This window comes from Amycolatopsis rhabdoformis, from assembly GCF_035918295.1.
In the GTDB taxonomy this organism is placed as follows: domain Bacteria; phylum Actinomycetota; class Actinomycetes; order Mycobacteriales; family Pseudonocardiaceae; genus Amycolatopsis; species Amycolatopsis rhabdoformis.
Genome location: NZ_CP142149.1, coordinates 10332021 through 10350489, shown reverse-complemented (window position 1 = coordinate 10350489; position 18469 = coordinate 10332021). Strand labels below are relative to the sequence as shown.

Here is an 18469-nt window from a genome sequence, read left to right as displayed (position 1 = left end):
CCGGTGGTCGCCCGGTCGCGTGGCGGGCAGACTCGTCGGCATGACCGCACCCGCCGCGCCCGTCCGCGGGCCGTGGCGTGGCTGGTGGCCAGGGCCGTTTCGGCAGACTCGCGCGGAAGCGGCGTGGCTGGTGGTGGCCGGCGTGCTGTCACCGATCGCGCTGGTGGTGGTGCTGACCGGGCTCGTGGTCGGGCTCGCGCTGAGCCCGCTCGGGCTGGGGCTGCTGGTGCTCGCGGGGGTCGTGCGGTCGATGCGGTTGTTCGGCGGCGTGCACCGGCGGTTGGCCGGTGCGTTGCTCGACACGCCGCTGCGCGCACCGGCGCCGATGCGGCTGCGGCCCGGGCTGGGTCACTGGCTGGCCGCCCGGCTCGGTGACCGGCCCGCCTGGCGCGCGGGCTCGTACCTCGTGCTGCGCGTGCCGCTCTCGTTCGCCGGGTTCGCCGTCGCGGGTTCGCTGCTGGTTTTCGGGGCCGCGGGCGCGATCTACCCGGTGCTGTGGTTCTTCACGCGCGACGTGCTGCCGGTCTACAACATCTTCAGCCGCACCTGGCCGGGCACAGTGCTGTGGGCGGTCGGCGGCGTGCTCGCACTGGGCGCGGTGCCGTGGGTCGTGCACTCGCTGGCCTACGTCGACCGGCAGCTCGCGCGGCTGCTGCTGTCGGGACCCGGCCTGCGCCAACGGCTGCGGTTCCTCGAAGAGACCCGTGCGACCGCCCTCGAAGACGCCGCGCAGCAGCTGCGCCGCATCGAGCGCGACCTGCACGACGGCGCCCAGGCCCAGCTCGTGGCGATGGCGATGAAACTGGGGCTGGCCAAGGAAGAGCTCGCCGCGGGCAGCGTCGACCTCGACCAGGTGCGGATGCTCGTGGACGCGGCGCACGGCAACGCGAAGCAGGCGCTGGTCGAGCTGCGCGACCTCGCGCGCGGCATCCACCCGGCGGCGCTGGACAAGGGTCTCGACGTGGCACTGTCCACTGTGGCCGGTTCGGCCGGGATGGCCGCGACGGTGTCGGTGCGGCTGAGCCGGCGGCCGCCGCCGTCGCTGGAGACAGTGGTGTACTTCGCGGCCGCGGAGCTGATGACGAACGTGGCCAAGCATTCCGGAAAACCGTGCGCGGTCGCCATCGACGACCACGACGGCGTGCTGCGGCTCACCGTCACCGACGCCGGTCCGGGCGGCGCGGCGGTGGTCCCCGGCGGCGGGCTGGCCGGGATCGCCGAGCGGCTGCGCCCGGTGGACGGCGAGCTGACCGTGTCGAGCCCGCCGGGCGGCCCCACGCGGGTCACCGCCGAGGTGCCGCTGCCCCACTAGGCTCCGGGGCGAAGGGGGACGCATGCGGATCGTGATCGCCGAGGACTCGACCATCCTGCGCCAGGGCCTGGTCGAGCTGCTGGGGCTGCGGGGCCACGACATGGTAGCGGCCGTGAAGGACGCCGAAGAACTGCGCGCCGCCGTGCGCGCGCACCGGCCGGACGTGTCCGTGGTGGACATCCGCATGCCCCCGACGCACACCGACGAGGGCCTCCGCGCCGCGATCGAGCTGCGCGAAGAGCAAAACGGCTGCGCGATCCTGCTGTTTTCGCAGTACGTGGAGACGAAGTACGCGAAGCAGCTCCTCGCCGACCAGGCCGGCGCGGTCGGCTACCTGCTCAAGGACCGCGTGGCCGAGGTGTCGGACTTCCTGGACGCACTGCGCCGGGTCGCCGCCGGCGAAACGGTGCTCGACCCCGAGGTGGTGCGCCAGCTCTTCGCCGCGACCGATGGTTCTCTCGCGGAGCTGACCCCGCGCGAACGCGAGGTGCTGGACCTCATGGCGCAGGGCCGCTCCAACGCCGCGATCGCCGGTGACCTGTTCCTGTCGGCCGGTTCGGTGGAGAAGTACGTGACGAGCATCTTCGCGAAGCTCGGCCTGCCGCCGTCCGAAGGACACAACCGGCGCGTGCTCGCGGTGCTGCGGTACCTCGGAGTTTGAGAAGGTGGGTTTATGTATTCGACCGAACTTGAGGTCCACACGGGTGACAAGCCCGTGGTGCGCGATCTGACCCACGAAGCCGAGAAGTTCCTGCGCGACGCCGACGCCACCGACGGCCTGCTGCACGTGTGGGTCCCGCATGCCACGGCCGGCCTGGCGATCCTCGAGACCGGCGCGGGCAGCGACGACGACCTGCTCGCCGCGCTCGAGGAGATCCTCCCCCGCGACGCCCGCTGGCGGCACCGGCACGGCAGCCCGGGCCACGGCCGTGACCACGTGCTGCCCGCGCTGGTGCCGCCATACGCGACGGTGCCGGTGCTGGGCGGGGTGCTCGCGCTCGGGACCTGGCAGTCGGTGTGCCTGGTCGACACCAACGTCGACAACCCCGTGCGGAAGGTCCGCTTCAGCTTCTTGTGTAGCTGAGAGGCGATTTCGCGGATCAGCCGGCTGCGACCTCGACCGGCCGTTCCGCGGGCTGCGGCGAGGGCAGTTCGGGCTTCGAGCGTCGCGGCCAGAGGGTCAGCACCAGGCCGACCACCAGGAGTCCGATCAGCACCCACACGCCGGTGGTCACGTCGGGGGCACCAGGTACGCCCTGGACGAGGCTGCGCAGGCCTTCGGTCGAGAAGCGGAACGGCGTCCACGACCACAGCAGCGCGCGGTAGGCCGGGTTGAGCAGTTCGGGCACCTGCCCGGCCACCGCGGGCGCCACGAGGTAGAGCGGCGCGAGGATGGCCAGGGCGCCGAGGCCGAGCAGCCGCAGCAAGCCCGCCTGCAGGGCCGCGAACGCGGTGACCGTGAGGAACAGGAACCCGAGCACGTCCCAGGTCAGCGGCAACGTCGAATCCCACAGCGCGGCGAACCCCACGAGCACACCCGTCACGAGCACGCCGCTGCCGAGCACCTGCGCCAGCCGAGCCAGCACGCTCACGCGTCGCCCCGAGTTGAGGCGCACCAGCACGGCACCGGCCACGAGGCAGCCGAGCCAGGCGAGCGCGCTGGCGGCCAGCGGCACGATCCGGCCGGCCGCGCTCACCGGGTGCAGCATCTCCAGGCGCGGTTCACCGGGCAGCGCCTGGGCCGCGCCGGCCAGCACCTGCTGCGCCACCTGCGTGCCCGCCGGGTTCACCGCGCCCGAGAGCACAACCGTGGCCGCCGGACCGGGCCGGAGTTCCAGCACGCCGTAGACCTCCTTGTCCGCCAGCAGGTTCCGGGCCTCGGCGGGGTCGGCGACGCGCCAGTCGAGCTGCGTTCCGCCGTGGGCGGCGACCTGGCGAGCCAGGCCCTGGAGCGGCGCGGGCGCGGAAACGGCGACCGGCACGTGGTCGGGCGCGACCGTGGCCTGCGCGCCGAACGTCAGGAACCCCAGCACCACCGCGGCGAGCGCACCCGCCAGCACGGCGACCAGGGGAAACACCCCGGAGGGGCGCCGAGTAGCAGCCGACATGACGGCCTCCCATTAATTCTTCGCATGTTGAATTACGACCAAGGTAGGTCTCGTCCACCGGAAAGTCAACAGACGTTGAATAGTTCCGCCGGTACCCTCACGGCCGTGACGACGACGCACGCGCACCGGCTGGTGCTCTGGGACATCGACCACACGCTCGTGGACTACACGGGCGTCGGCAGCAGCTGGTACGCCACGGCGCTGGGCGCCATGGGCACCGAGCTGCACACCCACCCCGACTACGGCGGGCGCACCGAGCGCGCGATCAGCGCCGACGTCCTCACCACCCACGGCCTCGAGGCCACCGACGAGAACATCCGCCGCCTGTGGAGCGAGCTGATCGCCGTGGCCGACCAGGCCAGCGGCACGATGCACGAAGCCGGCCGCGCGCTCGACGGCGCGGCCGCGGCGCTGGCCGCGATGGCCGGCCACGGTGCCGTGCAGACGCTCGTGACCGGCAACCTGCCGGAGATCTCGGTGCACAAGCTCGCGGCGTTCGGCCTCGACGAGCACCTGGAGCTGGAGATCGGCGGCTACGGCTCGCTCTCGGCGCACCGGCCCGACCTCGTGCCCCACGCCGTGGCCGCGGCGGCGGCCAAGCACGGCACCGCGTTCGCGCCCGGCGACGTCGTGGTGATCGGCGATACGCCCAACGACGTGCAGGCGGCGCTCGACAACGGTGCCGTCGCGGTCGCCGTGGCCACCGGGCACTACAGCGCCGAAGAGCTCGCGGCGGCGGGCGCGCACACCGTGCTGCCCGATCTCGCCGACCTGGCGTCGGTGCGCAAGGCCGTGCTCGGCTGAGGCGTCAACCCCTGCTTTCGGCTTCCCCGCGAGGTTTCGGCCGCACCCAGCGGCCGGCCCGCGCGGTTTCACCCAGGTCGCGCAGCGGTCCCTGAGCCCGCATCCGCCGTGAGGTCAGGGTTTTGTCCATCCGGGGTCGTAGTCCCCTAGGGGTGGAAGTCGCTCCCTCGACGGATGTCGGCTTTAGGCCGAGCCGCAAGACTCGGATCATGACGACCGCATCGCCGGCGGCGGGGACCACGTCCCTCCGAACCGGTACGGGGGGACGCGGGCGGACGGCCGGACGGCCGACGCGCGGACGGTTCGCCGTGCTGTGGCACCGGCTTCCGTTCACTACCACCGTCGTGCTCGCGATCCTCCTGGCCGGGGTCGCGAGCGGCACGCTGTGGCAGGCGGCCGAGCACCAGCCGTCGTTCGCCTACTACGCCTACGGCCTGCCCTCGCTGGAACACGGCCGCTGGTGGACGCTGGCCACCGGCCCGTTTTTCGCGCTGCGGCCGCTGTTCTACCTGCCGATGGCCGGCACCTTCGCGCTCCTGACCGGGTTCGCGGAGTGGCAGCTCGGCACGCGCCGCACGATCGCGGTGACCGTGGGCGGGCAGCTGGTCTCGGCCGCCGCGGCGATCCAGTTCCTGCTGCTGTGCCGGCATTCCGGCTGGACCTGGGCCGCGCACATCGCCACCACGCTCGACGTCGGCTTCTCCGGCGGCACGCTGGTGGCCATCGCGGTGGCCAGCGCGACCTTGCGCTCGCCGTGGCGGCTGCGGCTGCGGGCCGGGTTGTGCGTGTACGCCGGAGTCGCCATCGTGTACGTGGGCACGCTCGCAGATCTCGTGCACTTCTTCGCGCTGGCGCTGGCGTTGCCGCTCGGCCACCGGCTCGCGGGCCGGGCGCGCGCGGCCGAGCCGGTGCGCCCGACCGTGCGCGAGTGGCGGCTGCTCGCGTGCGCGGGTCTGGTGCTGCTCACGGTCGCGGAAGTGGTGATGTGGCTCGTACCGGGCGACGGCCCGTTCGGCCCGTCCGACGCGGTTTCCCTGTCGGCGCCGGAGATCCTGCTGCTGTGCGTGGTCGTGGTGCCGATGCTCAACGGCCTGCGCCGCGGCTCGCGCGTCGCGTGGCGCTGGGCCGTGGGGTTGTGCCTGTTCGCCTTGTCGCAGGTGCTCGTGGTGGCCGGAGTGGTGGCCATGGCGAAGCTGTTGCGCGCCGACTTCGACGACCACGGCCTGTCGTTGTTCTTCGTGGACAATCTCTTGTGGACGGTCGAGCTGGTGCTGCTGGTCGCGGCGAGCGGGGCGTTCCGCGTGCCGTCGCGCCGGCGCCGGCGCCGGCTGGCCCACGCCGGCCCGGACGCGCGCTACGCGCGGCTTCTGCTGGGGCGCAACGGAGGCAGCTCGATCTCGTGGATGACCACCTGGCCGCAGAACGCGTACTTCGTGGCTTCCGACGGCGCGTCCTACCTCGCCTACCAGCGCCACGCGGGGGTCGCGATCGCGCTCGGCGACCCGGTGGCCCCGGACGGCTCGGCGGCGCGCGTGCTCGACGGGTTCCGGGAGATGTGCGAGAACTCCGGCCTGGTGCCGTGTGTGTTCTCCGCGACGAGCGCCACCACCGCGGTGACGGGTGAGCTGGGCTGGCAGCACGTGCAGGTCGCCGAAGACACGCTGGTGGACCTCGACGACCTCGCGTTCCGCGGCAAGGCCTGGCAGGACGTGCGCTCGGCGTTGAACAAGGCCCGCAAGGACGGCATCGAGTTCCGGCTGGTGCGCCTGGCCGACGAGCCGGCCGCGGTGCGCGAGCAGGTGCGCGCGCTGTCGCAGGAGTGGATCGGCGAGAAAGGCCTGCCGGAAATGGGGTTCACGCTCGGCGGGGTGGCCGAAGCGATGGACCCGGCGACACGCGTGGGGCTCGCGATCGACGCGGCGGGCACGGTGCAGGGGATCACGTCGTGGCTGCCGGTGCACACGGGCGCGGGCACCGTCGGCGGCTGGACGCTCGACGTGATGCGCCGCCGCCCCGGGGGGTTCCGGCCGGTGATGGAGTTCCTGATCGCGTCGGCGTGCCTGGCGTTGCGGGAAGAGGGCGCGCGGTTCGTGTCGCTTTCGGGCGCGCCGCTTGTGCGCAGCCGCGCGGGCGGCCCGGCGGGCGCGATCGAGCGGGTGCTCGACAAGGTGGGGGCGCTGATGGAGCCGTACTACGGGTTCCGTTCGCTGCACGCGTTCAAGGCGAAGTTCCAGCCGCGGCGCGAACCGCTGTACCTGGCCTACCGCGACGAAGCCGATCTGCCGCGCATCGGCCTCGCGCTCGGGCGCGCGTACCTGCAGGGCGCGGGGCTGAAGGATTTCGCGAAGCTGGCGTTGCGGCGTCAGCGTGTGGTGGGCGGCGGGGTGGTCGTGGACCGGTCGGCGGCCGGCACTCCGCGGTAGCTCTGCAAGAGCCGGAGGAGGTCGGCGCGGCTGGTGGTGTCGTCGGTGTACGCGACCAGCACCACGGACTGGGCCGGGGCGGCGAGGGCGATCGCGCCGACGGTGACGTGTTTCTGCGTGCACGCGTCGGCGCCGCCCTGCGTCACGTCGGCGAGCACCACGCGCGCGGGCTGGGTCGAGGTCTCCAGGTGCACGGTCGCGTCCTGCGCCGGCGCGTACGTGACCTTCGCGCCCGCGGCGTAGGCACTGCCGATGAGGTCACCGACGGCCTTGCGCGCGGCGGCTTCGGCGTCGCCGAGGTCTTCCGTGGTGAGGCCGGCTCCGCCGTGGCTGCTGTCGCTGCCGCAGTAGCCGCGGCCGGTGGAAGCGCTGGTGGTGAGCGTGATGCCGGGTGAGGTCGCGGTGCCGTCCCAGCCGTGGACGGTGCCGGGTTCGGGGGTCCAGGTGGGTGGCACGTCGTAGGCGAGGACGCCGCCGCGCGAGGCGACCGACGACCAGCCGGCGACCACCGCGGGCACCACGACCCGCGGCTCGGGCTGGTAGGTGAGCGGCCCGCGGCTCGGCGTGACCGGGCCGGGGCTCGCCGCGTGGTGGCGGCCGGCGCCGAAGAAGTTCGTGAGCGCCACGCCGAGCGCCATCAGTGCCACGAGGATCCAGAGCGCCCGCGACGGCCGCCCTTTCAGCCGAGACGGCGGCCGGCCCGCCGGCCGGATGCGTTTCGGCTCCGCGCGCGGCGCGGTACCAGTGCCGGTGCCAGTGCCGGCGGGATCGTCGGTGTATCCCCCGGCCTCGGGCATCCCTGCCGACGACCAGGGTGTGGCCGAGGCGTCGGCGGGCTGGTACCCGCCGACGCCGGGCAAGGCGGCGTTGTCCTCGTAGCCGCCGGTGCCGCTGTCCTGCTCACCGCGGCCGAAGAGCCCCACGCGGGCGCGCCGTCAGGAGCGGACGAGCTTGACCAGGTGACCGACGACCGACTCGACCGGGATCTCCTCGCGGTCGCCGGTGCGGCGGTCCTTGACCTCGACCACGCCGTTGGCCAGGCCGCGCCCGACCACGAGGATCGTGGGCACGCCCACCAGCTCCGCGTCGGCGAACTTCACGCCCGGGGTGGCCTTGCGGTCGTCGAACAACACCTCGACACCGGCGGCGTCGAGCTCCGCGACGAGCTTCTCCGCACCCGCGGCGATGCTCTCGTCCTTGCCCGCCACGACCACGTGCACGTCGTACGGCGAGACCTCACGCGGCCACACGAGGCCGTCCTTGTCGTGGTTCTGCTCGGCGAGCACGGCGACCAGGCGCGAGACGCCGACGCCGTAGGAACCCATCGTGATGCGGATGGGCTTCGAGTCGGGGCCGAGGGCGTCGACCTCGAAGGCGTCGGTGTACTTGCGGCCCAGCTGGAAGATGTGGCCGATCTCGATGCCGCGCGCGGCGACGAGGGTGCCCTGGCCGTCGGGCGAGGCGTCGCCCTCGCGGACCTCGGCGGCCTCGATCGTGCCGTCGGGGGTGAAGTCGCGGCCGGCCACGAGGTCGAGCACGTGGTGCCCGTCCCGGTCGGCGCCGGTCAGCCAAGCGGTGCCGGTGACCACCCGCGGGTCGACCAGGTAGCGCACACCGTTGTCCTTCAGCGCCTTCGGGCCGATGTACCCCTTCACGAGGAACGGGTTCTTCCTGAAGTCCGCTTCCTCCAGCAGCTCGACCTCGGCGGGCTCGAGCGCCGCTTCGAGGCGCTTCATGTCCACCTCGCGGTCGCCCGGCAGGCCGATGCCCAGCAGCTCCCACTCCTTGGTGCCCGGCTGGCGGACCTTCAGCAGCACGTTCTTCAGCGTGTCGGCCGCGGTGAACTCGCGGCCGAGGCCGGCGGCGTTGAAGAACGCCACGAGCGACTCGATGGTCGGCGTGTTCGGGGTGGGGTGCACCTGCGCGGCGGGCAGGCCCTCGATTTCGCGCGCCGGCGGCGCGGGCGTGATCACGGCTTCGACGTTGGCGGCGTAACCGGACTCCGTGCTGCGCACGTAGGTGTCCTCACCCGTCTCGGCGACGGCGAGGAACTCCTCCGACGCCGAGCCGCCCATGGCGCCCGACGTGGCGGCGACCACCACGTACTCGAGGCCGAGGCGGTCGAAGAGGCTGGTGTAGGCGGCGCGGTGGGCCTGGTACGAGCGCTCCAGGCCCTCGTCGTCGAGGTCGAAGGAGTAGGAGTCCTTCATCACGAACTCACGGCCGCGCAGGATGCCCGCGCGGGGGCGCGCTTCGTCGCGGTACTTGGTCTGGATCTGGTAGAGCGTGACCGGGTAGTCCTTGTACGAGCTGAACTCGCCCTTCACGGTGAGCGCGAAGAGCTCCTCGTGCGTGGGGCCCAGCAGGTAGTCGGCACCCTTGCGGTCCTTGAGGCGGAACAGGCCGTCGCCGTACTCCGTCCAGCGACCGGTGATCTCGTACGGCTCGCGCGGCAGCAGCGCGGGGAACTGGATCTCCTGCGCGCCGATCGCGTTCATCTCCTCGCGCACGACCTGCTCGATCTTGCGCAGCACGCGCAGCCCGAGCGGCAACCACGAGTAACCACCCGGGGCGACCCGGCGGACGTAGCCGGCGCGTACCAGCAGCCGGTGGCTGGGTACCTCGGCGTCCGCCGGGTCCTCGCGCAGGGTGCGGAGGAACAACGACGACATCCTGGTGATCACTGGGGACTCCCTGCGCTGAGAAGCTGAGACGTTGAGCACGGGTTCGGCCGACTCAGCGTAGTCAACCGCCGTCCGGGGATTCCACCCGGTTATCGCGTGGTCCGGTTTTTGTCGGTGGCCCCCGCTAGCGTGCCGGGCATGGCACTCGAACTGGGCATGATCACCATCGACTGCGCCGACCCCCGGGTCCTCGCGGACTTCTGGACGCGGGCGCTCGGTGTCGCGGTGGAAGCGGACTACGGGCCGTTCGTCATGCTCGCCCGGCCCGGCGGCGGTGGGCCCGCGCTGGCGTTCCAGCAGGTGCCCGAGCCGCGCAACGGCAAGAATCGGGTGCACATCGACTTCTCGGCCCCCGACCGCGAGGCGGAGGTGCGGCGCCTGGTCGGCCTCGGCGCCGCGGAGCAGGAGCGGCACGCGCAGCCGGGGATCGAGTGGACGGTGCTGGCCGACCCGGAGGGCAACGTGTTCTGCGTCGCGCAAGCCGGGGCGCACTGAGCCGACCGCCCCTAGGTTGAGGGCATGACCGCACGCGTTCTCCTGCCCTGGACCGACATCGAGCTGCCCGAAGGCCTCGCCGCCGCGTACTACGACGGCGTGACCCTGCCCGGCGACGATCTCTCGGGCGTGGAGTTCTACGTGCTGCCCTACGACGCCGGCGGCGAGCCGCCGAAGCTGATCGGCCGACTGCCGGCGCTGCGCGCGGTGCAGGCGCTCTCGGCCGGGGTCGAGGCGCTGGTGCCACTGGTGCCCGCGGGCGTCGCGCTGGCCAACGGCCGGGGGCTGCACGACCTGAGCGTGGCCGAGCACGCGCTGGCCCTGATCCACGCCTCGCAGCGCGACCTGCCGCGGTGGTTCACCCAGCAGGCCACCGGCTCGTGGTCGCGCGAGCACACCCGCTCACTCGCGGACAGCCGCGTGCTCCTCGTCGGCTACGGCTCCATCGGCCACGCCATCGAGCGGCAGCTCCTGGCGGCCGAAGCCGTGGTCACCCGCGTCGCGAGCCACGCCCGCGACGGTGTGCACGCGATCACCGACCTGCCCACGCTCCTGCCCACGGCCGACATCGTGGTGCTCATCCTGCCCGAGACGCCGGCCACGAAGGGCCTCCTCGCCACCGACGAACTGGCCCTGCTCCCCGACCACGCCCTCGTGGTGAACGTCGGCCGCGGCTCGGCCATCGACACGGCCGCGCTGCTCGCCGAAACCCGCACCGGCCGCCTGCGCGCCGCCCTCGATGTGGTCGACCCCGAGCCGCTGCCCGCCGACCATCCACTGTGGAGGGTTCCCGGCGTGGTCATCACCCCGCATGTCGCGGGTGGGTCGGCGTCGTTCTATCCGCGCGCGAAGCGGCTTGTGGCGGAGCAGGTGCGGCGGTTCGTCGCCGGGGAAACGCTGCTGAACCTGGTCGAGTGAGCGCGACCGAGTGAGGTGGTCAGCAAGGAACCACTCGCCTCCGCACCGCCGAAGCAGGTGGCGGCAGAGGCGACAGCGCGCTGCTACACGCGACCTGGCAGCTCCCGCGCCGAGCCGGGCTGCCGGGCGGGTTCGTCACCGAACAGGCGGGAGCACCATCACCGAGGAGCGGCGCCGCCTGATCGAGTGAACTCAGTCGAACAAGAGCAGTCGGGTGAAAGATCAGATCGGCAGGACGTACCCGAAGTACGTGTCCGCCACCTCGTACCCGCACCGCTCGTAGATCCCCACCGCGCTGTGCGCGTTGTCCGTGTCCACCGACAGCGCCGAACGCTCGAACCCCGCGTCCCGCGCGTGCGCCAGGGTGTGGCCCAGCAGGGCCGTCGCGACGCCGCGGCCGCGCAGGGCGGAGAGGGTGCCGACGTAGTCGACGTAGAGCTCGCGCACGCCGGTGCCCGCGAAGTCGGCCGGGTGGAAGGCGCCCAGGACGAACGCGACGACCTCGTCGTGGGCCGGGGTGAGCAGCAGGAAGGACAGGTCGCCGCGGAAGTCCTTGGCGCCGGTGATGCGGTGGCGCCAGGCTTCGGGCGAGAGTTCGGCGCTGCCCCAGTGGCCGGAGAAGGCGGCGTTGCGGGCGATGCGGGTGAGGTCGTCGTAGCGCGGGTCGAAGGCGACCAGCGAGTACTCGTCCGACAGGGGCCGAGCGGGCGGCAAGGACCGCAGGTCCGCGCGCATCTCCACAAACGTGCGAGCGCGGCGGAAGCCCGCCTGGGCCAGGGCATCGAGGTACCAATGCTCGTGTTCGTGCGCGCCGGCGTGCAACTCGAGAGGTGCGTCGGGGAACGTCCGCGCGTGGACGCGTTTGCCCGCGTCGAGGAACCACGTGGTGAGGTGCGCGGCGACCTCGGGCGTGCGGAAATCGGGGTGCGTCACGGCTTCGACGCGGGGCATGTGCACCGGGTCGGCGGCGTCGCGGCGGCGGATGGCGCCGTAGCTCACCAGGCGGTCGCCGGCCCAGCCGCCGGTGCTGGCGAGCGCGAGGTCGAGGTCGGGCCCCTGCATCTCCTCGCGCAGGTCGGCGGCGGTGTAGTGCTCGCCGGTGCGGTCCACCTCCTCGGCGGCGGCGAACACGGCCGCCAGCCGCTCGGCGTCGCCGAGGGTGAGCGGGCGCCAGGTGAGCTGCATGCGATCAGCGTAGGCGCGCGGTGACGGGCGGCGCACCCCGATTACCCTCGACGTGTGCTGGTGCTCCTCCCCCCTTCCGAGACGAAGGCCGACGGCGGCAAGGGCGCGCCGCTCGATCTCGACGCGCTGTCCTTCCCCGAGCTCAACCCCGTGCGCGCCAAGCTCGCCGACGCGCTCGTCGAGCTCGCCCGGGACGTCCCCGCGAGCCTGGCCGCCCTCGGCATCTCCGAGCGCCAGAGCCACGAGGTCGCGCGCAACGCGAGCCTCTGGACCTCGCCGACGCTGCCCGCCCTGCGCCGCTACACCGGCGTGCTCTACGACGCCCTCGACGTCGGTAGCTTCACGCGTGCCGGTCTGGAGAAGGCGCACCGCAGGCTGGCCGTCACGTCGTCGCTGTTCGGCGTGGTCTCGGCCACCGACCCGATCCCCGCGTACCGCCTGTCCGGCGGCAACAGCGTGCCCGCGCTCGGCACGGTGCGCAGCCTGTGGAAGCCCGCGCTGGAACCGGTGCTGCAGGACATCGAGGGACTGATCGTCGACCTGCGCTCGGGCACGTACTCGGCGTTCGCGAAGCTGCGCCCCGGCGCGGTGACCGTGAAGGTGGTCACGGAGGACGCGAACGGCAACCGCACCACCGTGAGCCACTTCAACAAGGCCTACAAGGGCCGGCTCGCCGCCGTGCTCGCGACCACCCGCGCCGAACCGTCCACAGTGGACGAACTGGTCACGGTGATCACCAAGGCCGGCCTCACCGTGGAACGCACCGGCGACCACGCGCTGGAACTGCTCACGGACGACTGAGCCGTCAGGAAAACCGCGAAGGCGAGCACGCCGTGAGCAGATCCGCCGGCAGGTCTTCGCCCAGCACGAGCGCGGCCATCAGCTTCCCCGCGTACGGCGCCAACGTGAGCCCCGCCGGGCCGAAACCCGTGGCCAGGAACAGCCCCGGCGCGGCCTGGCCCAGCAGCGGCAGCGTGTCCGGCGTCGCGGGCCGGAAGCCGACGCGGGTCTCGGCGAGCGTCGCGGTGGCCAGCCCCGGGGCGACGGCCAGCGCCTGGTCCAGCACCTCGCGCTGACCCGCGGCCGTCACGCGGTAGTCGAACCCCGAGTCCGTCTCGCGTGTCGCCCCGGCGACCACGCGTCCGCCCGCGAACGACAGCAGGTAGTGGCTCGAGCGCGGCAGCACCACGGGCCACGCCGAGGTGTCGGTGTCCGGCACGTCGAAGTGGCTGATCTGGCCGCGCTGCGGCGCCACCGGCACCGGCACGCCGAGGGGTTCGGCCAGCGCCGCCGACCACGCACCCGCCGCGAGCACCACGGCGTCACCGGTCAGCTCCTCCTCGCCCGCGCGCACGCGGGATCCGGGCAGCAACTCGGCCTCCGCCGGCACGAACCGCGCGCCCCGCTGCTCCGCGGCGGCGATCAGCGCCGCCCGCATCACGCGCCCGTCCACCCGGCCCGCACCCGACAGGTGCACCGCCGACAGCTCGGGCGCCAGCGGCGGGAACAGCTCCCTGGCCTGCGCGGGATCGAGCCGCCGCACTTCACCGGCCTCGGGCGCGTCGACGATCCGCTCCGCGAGCCGCTCGTACGCCTCGTCCAGCTCGGCCGCGGCCGAGGAGACGACCATCCCGCCCACGACCTCGAACGACGACTCCTGCCCCTGCTCGCGCAGCGCCGCCGCCAGCTCCGGGTAGTACGCCCCGGCGGCGGCCGCGAGCGGGTAGATCGCGTTGTCCCACCGCGAAGTCCAAGGGCTCACGATGCCCGCGCCCGCCTCCGTGGCGACGCCGGGCAGCCCGCCGTCCACCACCACGACGTCGGCTCCGCTGGTCACGAGGTGGTAGGCCGTGGCGGCCCCGGCGATCCCGCCGCCGATCACGATCACGCGCATGTCTTCACCCTGCCCGCACTTCGCCGCGCCGTCGAGCGAGCACGGCCATCGCCGCGTTGTGCCCGGGAATGCCGCTCACGCCACCGCCTCGCACGGCACCGGCGCCACACAGCAGCACGCGGTCGTGCTCGGTCTCGACCCCCCATTTCCCGACCTCGCCGGGTTCCGACGCGTACGGCCAGGACAGGTCGCGGTGGAAGATGTGCCCGCGCGGCAGCCCGAGCTCGGCCTCCAGGTCCAGCGGCGTCTTCGCCTCCACGCACGGGTTGCCGGCCGCGTCGCGCAGCAGGCAGCTCTCGATCGGCTCGGCGAGCACGCTGTCCAGCGCGGCGATCGTGGCGCGCAGGGCCTCGGCGCGCGCCCGCTCGTTGTCGGCCTCGAACAGCCGCGCCGGCATGTGCAGGCCGAACAACGTGAGCGTCTGCACGCCGGCCGCGCGCTCGGCCGGGCCGAGGATCGACGGGTCGGTGAGCGAATGGCAGTAGATCTCGCACGGCGGCAGCGACGGGATCTTGCCCGCGGCGGCCTCCGCGTACGCCGTTTCGAGCTGCGAAAACGTCTCGTTCACGTGGAAGGTGCCGCCGAACGCGTCGCGCGGGTCCACCGACGCGTCCCGCAGGCGGGGCAGGCGCGAGAGCACCATGTTCACCTTGAGCTGCGCGCCTTCCGGCCGCGGCCCGGGCGCCTCGCCGAGCAGCCGGGCGAGCGTGTCGGGCGCGACGTTGGCCAGCACGTGCTCGCCCACGGCCAGGTGTTCGGCGCCGTCGAGCGAGTAGCGCACCTCGCCGTCCGGCGTCATCGAGTGCACCTCGGCGCCGGTCACGAGCGTGGCCCCGGCCGCGCGGGCGGCGTCGGCGAGCGCCCCGGTCACGGCACCCATGCCGCCCACGGGCACGTCCCAGTCGCCGGTGCCGTTGCCGATCAGGTGGTAGAGCAGGCAGCGGTTCTGGCGCAGGTCCTCGTCGCCGGCGCGGGCGAAGGTGCCGATGAGCGCGTCGGTGAGCACCACGCCGCGCACGGTGTCGTCGTCGAACAGCCCGGTGAGGGTTTCGGCGAGCGGCCGTTCGAACACCGTCGCCCACGCCTCGTCGTCGCCGAGGCGTGCCTTGAGGTTTTCGCGGCTGGGCAGCGGTTCGGTGAGCGAGTCGAACGTCGCCGCCGCCACCCGGCCCGCCCGTGCGTAGAACTCGCGCCACGCGGCGAAGTCCTTTGTGGACCCGGTGACGGTGCGGAAGGACTCGGCCGTGCGGGTGTCGTCGCCCGTGTCGACAAGGAGACCCGTGTCGCCGGAGGGCGTGTAGGACGACATCCGGCGCCGGCGCAGCTCCACGTTCAGGCCCAGCTCCGCCGCGATCTTCCGCGGCAGCAGGCTGACCAGGTAGGAGTAGCGCGACAGCCGCACGTCGACGCCGTCGAACGCGCGGAACGACACCGCCGCGCCGCCGATCTCCCCGCGCCGCTCCAGCACCAGCACCGAGCACCCGGCCCGGGCCAGGTAGGCCGCCGCGACCAGGCCGTTGTGGCCCCCGCCCACGATCACCGCGTCGTGTTTCCCGCCACCGTTCATGGCATCGAGGCTAGGGGTCGGTAATTCGGTTGCGCGACCCCCGCACGTCCCGGCATGCTGCTCGCGAACCGGCGGGGTGCCGGTGGCCGACGGAAGTGAAGGAGGTACGTCATGGCGAATGTCCGGGCGCTCACCTGCCCACTTCCGTTCGCCCCTCGCGGCTAGAGCCTTCGCGCTCGCCCGGTGGGGCACCCCGATCGAGGAGAACCCACCAGTGCGCGAGCACGAGTACGAAGACCTTCACGCGTCCGATTTCGAGCGTCCCCGTCGTGGCCGGCGCTTCACGGACGAACCCGAACCGACCCGCCGCGGCCGGCTCACCGAGAGCGAGCGCGTGCGTCTCGCCCAGGCGCGCGACGACGCCTACACCGAAACCGACCTGCCCGACGGCGCCGACCGCTGGAGCACCTGGGGCGACGCCGAACAAGGCCCGCATCCGAGGCCCGACTGGGTGCTGACGGAGCTCGCCGCGGTCGACACCGACCTCGGCGTGCTCAAGACCGGCAAGGAGGCCGACGTGCACCTCCTGCGCCGCACGATGCCGGGCGAGGACGGGGTGCTGCTGGCCGCCAAGCGCTACCGCAGCGACGAGCACCGGCTGTTCCACCGCGACGCCGGTTACCTCGAAGGCCGGCGCATGCGGCGCTCCCGCGAGATGCGGGCCATGGCGGGCCGCACCTCGTTCGGGCGCAACCTGATCGCCGAGCAGTGGGCGGTGGCGGAGTTCGCGGCGCTGAGTCGCTTGTGGACGATCGGCGCGCCCGTGCCCTACCCCGTGCAGCGCCACGGGACCGAGCTGCTGCTGGAGTTCCTCGGCGAACCCGACGGCACAGCCGCGCCGCGGCTCGCGCAGCTGCGCCCGGAACCCGACGAGCTGGCCGACCTGTGGGAGCAGGCGGTGTCGGCGCTGGAGCTGCTCGCCACGCAGGGGCTCGTGCACGGCGACCTGTCGGCGTACAACCTGCTGGTGCACGAAGGGCACCTGATGGTGATCGACCTGCCCCAGGTGGTCGACCTCGTGGCGAACCCGCGCGGGCGCGAGTTCCTGGAGCGTGACGTGCGCAACCTCGCGGACTGGTTCCGGGCCCGTGGCCTGCCGGAACGCGTCGCGGACGTCGACGACCTCGTGGGTGACCTGGCCTTCGCCGCGGGGCTGGGCTGAGCCGGCGCGCGTACTGTGGGTGACGTCGCAGCGGGTCTTTTACACTGCGCCATTCGGCTGTGGCGCAGGACACTGCTGCGACGCCGCCCACAACCGGACACCTGGGTGCGAAGCAGAAGGCCTCACTCCGGTACAGTGAACACAGACCGCAACCGGCGGCGTGGATGAGTTGGTGTCCGTCGCCTCCAAAGCCCACTGACGGGCTCGCGGTGAAATCCGAAGCATTTCCATCGGCGCACGATGGTGGTAACTCCTGAGCGCGCCGGGTCCGTCCCTGTGAACGCCCATTGCACACCATCTTGCCCTGCCTGCGAGCGGGCAGCCCGGGCCTCCTTGCGACGTGCCACGTCCGAGAGGCATAAGTGACAGTCACGTTCAATTCCGGCCATTCCGCCGCGTCGTCCCACTCCTCGGGGCCTTCGCGCGGTGACCGTCATGACCGCAAGCCGCGCCAGCGTCCCGCCCGTGAGGACTTCCTGCGCGACGACACGGTCGAGACGGTGGCCACCAAGACCTTCGCGCAGCTCGGTCTTCCCGAAGAGCTGCTGCAGGCGCTGCGTGAGGCGGGCATCGACTCGCCGTTCCCGATCCAGTCGGCCACGATCCCCGACGCGCTCGCCGGGCGCGACGTGCTGGGCCGCGCCCAGACCGGTTCGGGCAAGACGCTGGCGTTCGGCCTGGCCATCCTGGCCCGGCTCAACGGCGGCAAGGCCCGCCCGAAGCGCCCCCGCGCGCTCGTGCTCGTGCCGACCCGCGAGCTGGCCATGCAGGTGGCCGACTCGCTGACCCCGCTCGCCAAGTCGCTCGGCCTCTGGTGCCGCACGGCCGTGGGCGGCATGGCCTTCACCCGTCAGGCCGACGCGCTTTCGCGTGGCGTCGACCTGCTCATCGCCACCCCGGGCCGCCTGTCGGACCACGTCCGCCAGGGCACGGCGTCGCTGGGCGACTGCAACTTCATCGCGCTCGACGAGGCCGACCAGATGGCCGACATGGGCTTCATGCCGCAGGTTCGCGAGATCCTCGACCTCACCCCTCCGGGCGGGCAGCGGCTGCTGTTCTCCGCGACGCTCGACGGTGACGTCAACAAGCTCGTGAAGCAGTACCTGACCGACCCGGTCACGCACTCGGTCGCGCCGTCGACCGCGAGCGTGGACACCATGGACCACCACGTGCTCCAGGTGTCGCACCAGGACAAGCAGGACATCGTCACGCAGATCGGTGCCCGCGAGGGCCGCACGATCATGTTCGTGCGCACCAAGCACCACGTCGACCGCCTCACCGAGCGGCTGCGTGAGCAGGGTGTGCACGCGGCGGCGCTGCACGGCGGCAAGACCCAGGGGCAGCGCAACCGCGTGCTGGCCGACTTCAAGGAAGGCCACACCCCGGTGCTGGTCGCCACCGACGTCGCCGCCCGCGGCATCCACGTGGACGACATCTCGCTGGTGCTGCACGTGGACCCGGCCGCGGACCACAAGGACTACCTGCACCGCGCGGGCCGCACGGCGCGCGCCGGTGCGTCCGGTGTCGTGGTCACGCTGGTCACGCACGACCAGAAGCGCACCGTCCGCCGGATGACCGACCGGGCCGGCGTGCGCGCCGAGACCACGGTGGTCCGTCCGGGCGACGCGGAGCTCTCGCGCATCACGGGTGCGCAGGAGCCGAGCGGCGAGCCGGTGATCGAGCGTCGGCGCGAGTCGCCGCGTCGCAGCGGTGGCCGTGGCTTCGGCGGTGGCCGCGAGCGCGGTGAGCGCGGTGGCTACGGCGAGAACCGCGACCGCGGTTACGGTTCGCGCGAAGGCCGCCCGAGCTTCGGCGGCCGCGGTCGTCAGCCGCGGTCGGGCTCCGGGTCCGGCAACGGTGCGGGTCGCCCGCAGCGTCCGGGTCGTCCGCAGCGTCGTGGTTACGACAGCTGATTTC

Annotated in this window: 16 protein-coding genes; 10 read left to right on the top strand and 6 right to left on the bottom strand. The window is 72.8% G+C overall.

Going from position 1 to position 18469, the window contains the following annotated elements; translation table 11 throughout:
* The first annotated feature begins 40 nt into the window (after positions 1 to 40).
* From VSH64_RS48195 to VSH64_RS48185, 3 genes are read left to right on the top strand one after another with little or no spacing between them, the layout of a single operon-like run.
* Complete coding sequence (locus VSH64_RS48195; protein WP_326569434.1) at positions 41 to 1312, top strand: sensor histidine kinase; 1272 nt, start codon at positions 41 to 43, stop codon at positions 1310 to 1312.
* Positions 1313 to 1334: 22 nt separating this feature from the next.
* Complete coding sequence (locus VSH64_RS48190) at positions 1335 to 1973, top strand: response regulator transcription factor (protein ID WP_326569433.1); 639 nt, start codon at positions 1335 to 1337, stop codon at positions 1971 to 1973.
* Between the two features lie 12 nt (positions 1974 to 1985).
* Positions 1986 to 2396, top strand: coding sequence for a YjbQ family protein (locus VSH64_RS48185; RefSeq protein ID WP_326569432.1), 411 nt, complete (start codon positions 1986 to 1988; stop codon positions 2394 to 2396).
* A 16-nt stretch (positions 2397 to 2412) separates the two neighbouring features.
* On the opposite strand, the gene VSH64_RS48180 is transcribed toward VSH64_RS48185, so the two are convergent.
* Positions 2413 to 3420, bottom strand: coding sequence for an ABC transporter permease (locus VSH64_RS48180; RefSeq protein ID WP_326569431.1), 1008 nt, complete (start codon positions 3418 to 3420; stop codon positions 2413 to 2415).
* 132 nt (positions 3421 to 3552) lie between these two features.
* On the opposite strand from VSH64_RS48180, the gene VSH64_RS48175 reads away from it, so the two are divergent.
* Together VSH64_RS48175 and VSH64_RS48170 are read left to right on the top strand one after the other, a co-directional pair.
* Complete coding sequence (locus VSH64_RS48175) at positions 3553 to 4224, top strand: HAD family hydrolase (RefSeq protein ID WP_326838231.1); 672 nt, start codon at positions 3553 to 3555, stop codon at positions 4222 to 4224.
* 308 nt (positions 4225 to 4532) lie between these two features.
* Entirely contained in the window at positions 4533 to 6647 is a 2115-nt protein-coding gene (locus tag VSH64_RS48170; RefSeq protein ID WP_326838230.1) for a bifunctional lysylphosphatidylglycerol flippase/synthetase MprF, read from the top strand.
* Here VSH64_RS48170 and VSH64_RS48165 read toward each other — a convergent pair.
* Both VSH64_RS48165 and VSH64_RS48160 read right to left on the bottom strand, forming a co-directional pair.
* Positions 6587 to 7570 (bottom strand): hypothetical protein, encoded by a 984-nt coding sequence (locus tag VSH64_RS48165; RefSeq protein ID WP_326569430.1) that lies wholly within the window; start codon positions 7568 to 7570, stop codon positions 6587 to 6589. The genes VSH64_RS48170 and VSH64_RS48165 overlap by 61 nt on opposite strands.
* Positions 7571 to 7582: 12 nt before the next feature.
* Positions 7583 to 9331 (bottom strand): proline--tRNA ligase, encoded by a 1749-nt coding sequence (locus VSH64_RS48160; RefSeq protein WP_326569429.1) that lies wholly within the window; start codon positions 9329 to 9331, stop codon positions 7583 to 7585.
* Between the two features lie 138 nt (positions 9332 to 9469).
* Between VSH64_RS48160 and VSH64_RS48155 the strand changes: the two genes are divergently transcribed.
* Both VSH64_RS48155 and VSH64_RS48150 read left to right on the top strand, forming a co-directional pair.
* Entirely contained in the window at positions 9470 to 9826 is a 357-nt protein-coding gene (locus VSH64_RS48155; protein ID WP_326569428.1) for a VOC family protein, read from the top strand.
* Positions 9827 to 9850: 24 nt separating this feature from the next.
* A complete protein-coding gene (locus VSH64_RS48150) occupies positions 9851 to 10744 on the top strand; it encodes a 2-hydroxyacid dehydrogenase (protein ID WP_326569427.1) in 894 nt (297 codons plus the stop codon).
* Positions 10745 to 10966: 222 nt separating this feature from the next.
* On the opposite strand, the gene VSH64_RS48145 is transcribed toward VSH64_RS48150, so the two are convergent.
* Entirely contained in the window at positions 10967 to 11929 is a 963-nt protein-coding gene (locus VSH64_RS48145; RefSeq protein WP_326569426.1) for a GNAT family N-acetyltransferase, read from the bottom strand.
* A 54-nt stretch (positions 11930 to 11983) separates the two neighbouring features.
* Between VSH64_RS48145 and yaaA the strand changes: the two genes are divergently transcribed.
* Positions 11984 to 12730 carry a peroxide stress protein YaaA gene (yaaA, locus tag VSH64_RS48140; protein ID WP_326569425.1) on the top strand — a complete coding sequence of 249 codons (747 nt, stop codon included), beginning with the start codon at positions 11984 to 11986 and terminating at the stop codon, positions 12728 to 12730.
* A gap of 4 nt (positions 12731 to 12734) precedes the next feature.
* Here the strand turns inward: yaaA and VSH64_RS48135 are convergent, their stop codons facing one another.
* Positions 12735 to 13823: an NAD(P)/FAD-dependent oxidoreductase gene (locus VSH64_RS48135; protein ID WP_326569424.1), complete on the bottom strand. Its 1089-nt coding sequence runs from the start codon at positions 13821 to 13823 to the stop codon at positions 12735 to 12737.
* Positions 13824 to 13827: 4 nt separating this feature from the next.
* Positions 13828 to 15390, bottom strand: coding sequence for a phytoene desaturase family protein (locus tag VSH64_RS48130; protein WP_326569423.1), 1563 nt, complete (start codon positions 15388 to 15390; stop codon positions 13828 to 13830).
* 214 nt (positions 15391 to 15604) lie between these two features.
* On the opposite strand from VSH64_RS48130, the gene VSH64_RS48125 reads away from it, so the two are divergent.
* Positions 15605 to 16552, top strand: coding sequence for a serine protein kinase RIO (locus tag VSH64_RS48125; RefSeq protein WP_326569422.1), 948 nt, complete (start codon positions 15605 to 15607; stop codon positions 16550 to 16552).
* Between the two features lie 362 nt (positions 16553 to 16914).
* On the top strand, positions 16915 to 18465 hold the full coding sequence (locus VSH64_RS48120; protein ID WP_326569421.1) for a DEAD/DEAH box helicase: 1551 nt from the start codon (positions 16915 to 16917) through the stop codon (positions 18463 to 18465).
* Positions 18466 to 18469 lie beyond the last annotated feature (4 nt).

What these genes read in the sequence shown, in the direction of transcription:
- VSH64_RS48195 (WP_326569434.1), top strand. Translation starts at nt 41, where the DNA reads ATGACCGCACCCGCCGCGCCCGTCCGCGGGCCGTGGCGTGGCTGGTGG.
- VSH64_RS48190 (WP_326569433.1), top strand. Translation starts at nt 1,335, where the DNA reads ATGCGGATCGTGATCGCCGAGGACTCGACCATCCTGCGCCAGGGCCTG.
- VSH64_RS48185 (WP_326569432.1), top strand. Translation starts at nt 1,986, where the DNA reads ATGTATTCGACCGAACTTGAGGTCCACACGGGTGACAAGCCCGTGGTG.
- VSH64_RS48180 (WP_326569431.1), bottom strand. Translation starts at nt 3,420, where the DNA reads ATGTCGGCTGCTACTCGGCGCCCCTCCGGGGTGTTTCCCCTGGTCGCC.
- VSH64_RS48155 (WP_326569428.1), top strand. Translation starts at nt 9,470, where the DNA reads ATGGCACTCGAACTGGGCATGATCACCATCGACTGCGCCGACCCCCGG.
- VSH64_RS48150 (WP_326569427.1), top strand. Translation starts at nt 9,851, where the DNA reads ATGACCGCACGCGTTCTCCTGCCCTGGACCGACATCGAGCTGCCCGAA.
- VSH64_RS48145 (WP_326569426.1), bottom strand. Translation starts at nt 11,929, where the DNA reads ATGCAGCTCACCTGGCGCCCGCTCACCCTCGGCGACGCCGAGCGGCTG.
- VSH64_RS48135 (WP_326569424.1), bottom strand. Translation starts at nt 13,823, where the DNA reads ATGCGCGTGATCGTGATCGGCGGCGGGATCGCCGGGGCCGCCACGGCC.
- VSH64_RS48130 (WP_326569423.1), bottom strand. Translation starts at nt 15,390, where the DNA reads ATGAACGGTGGCGGGAAACACGACGCGGTGATCGTGGGCGGGGGCCAC.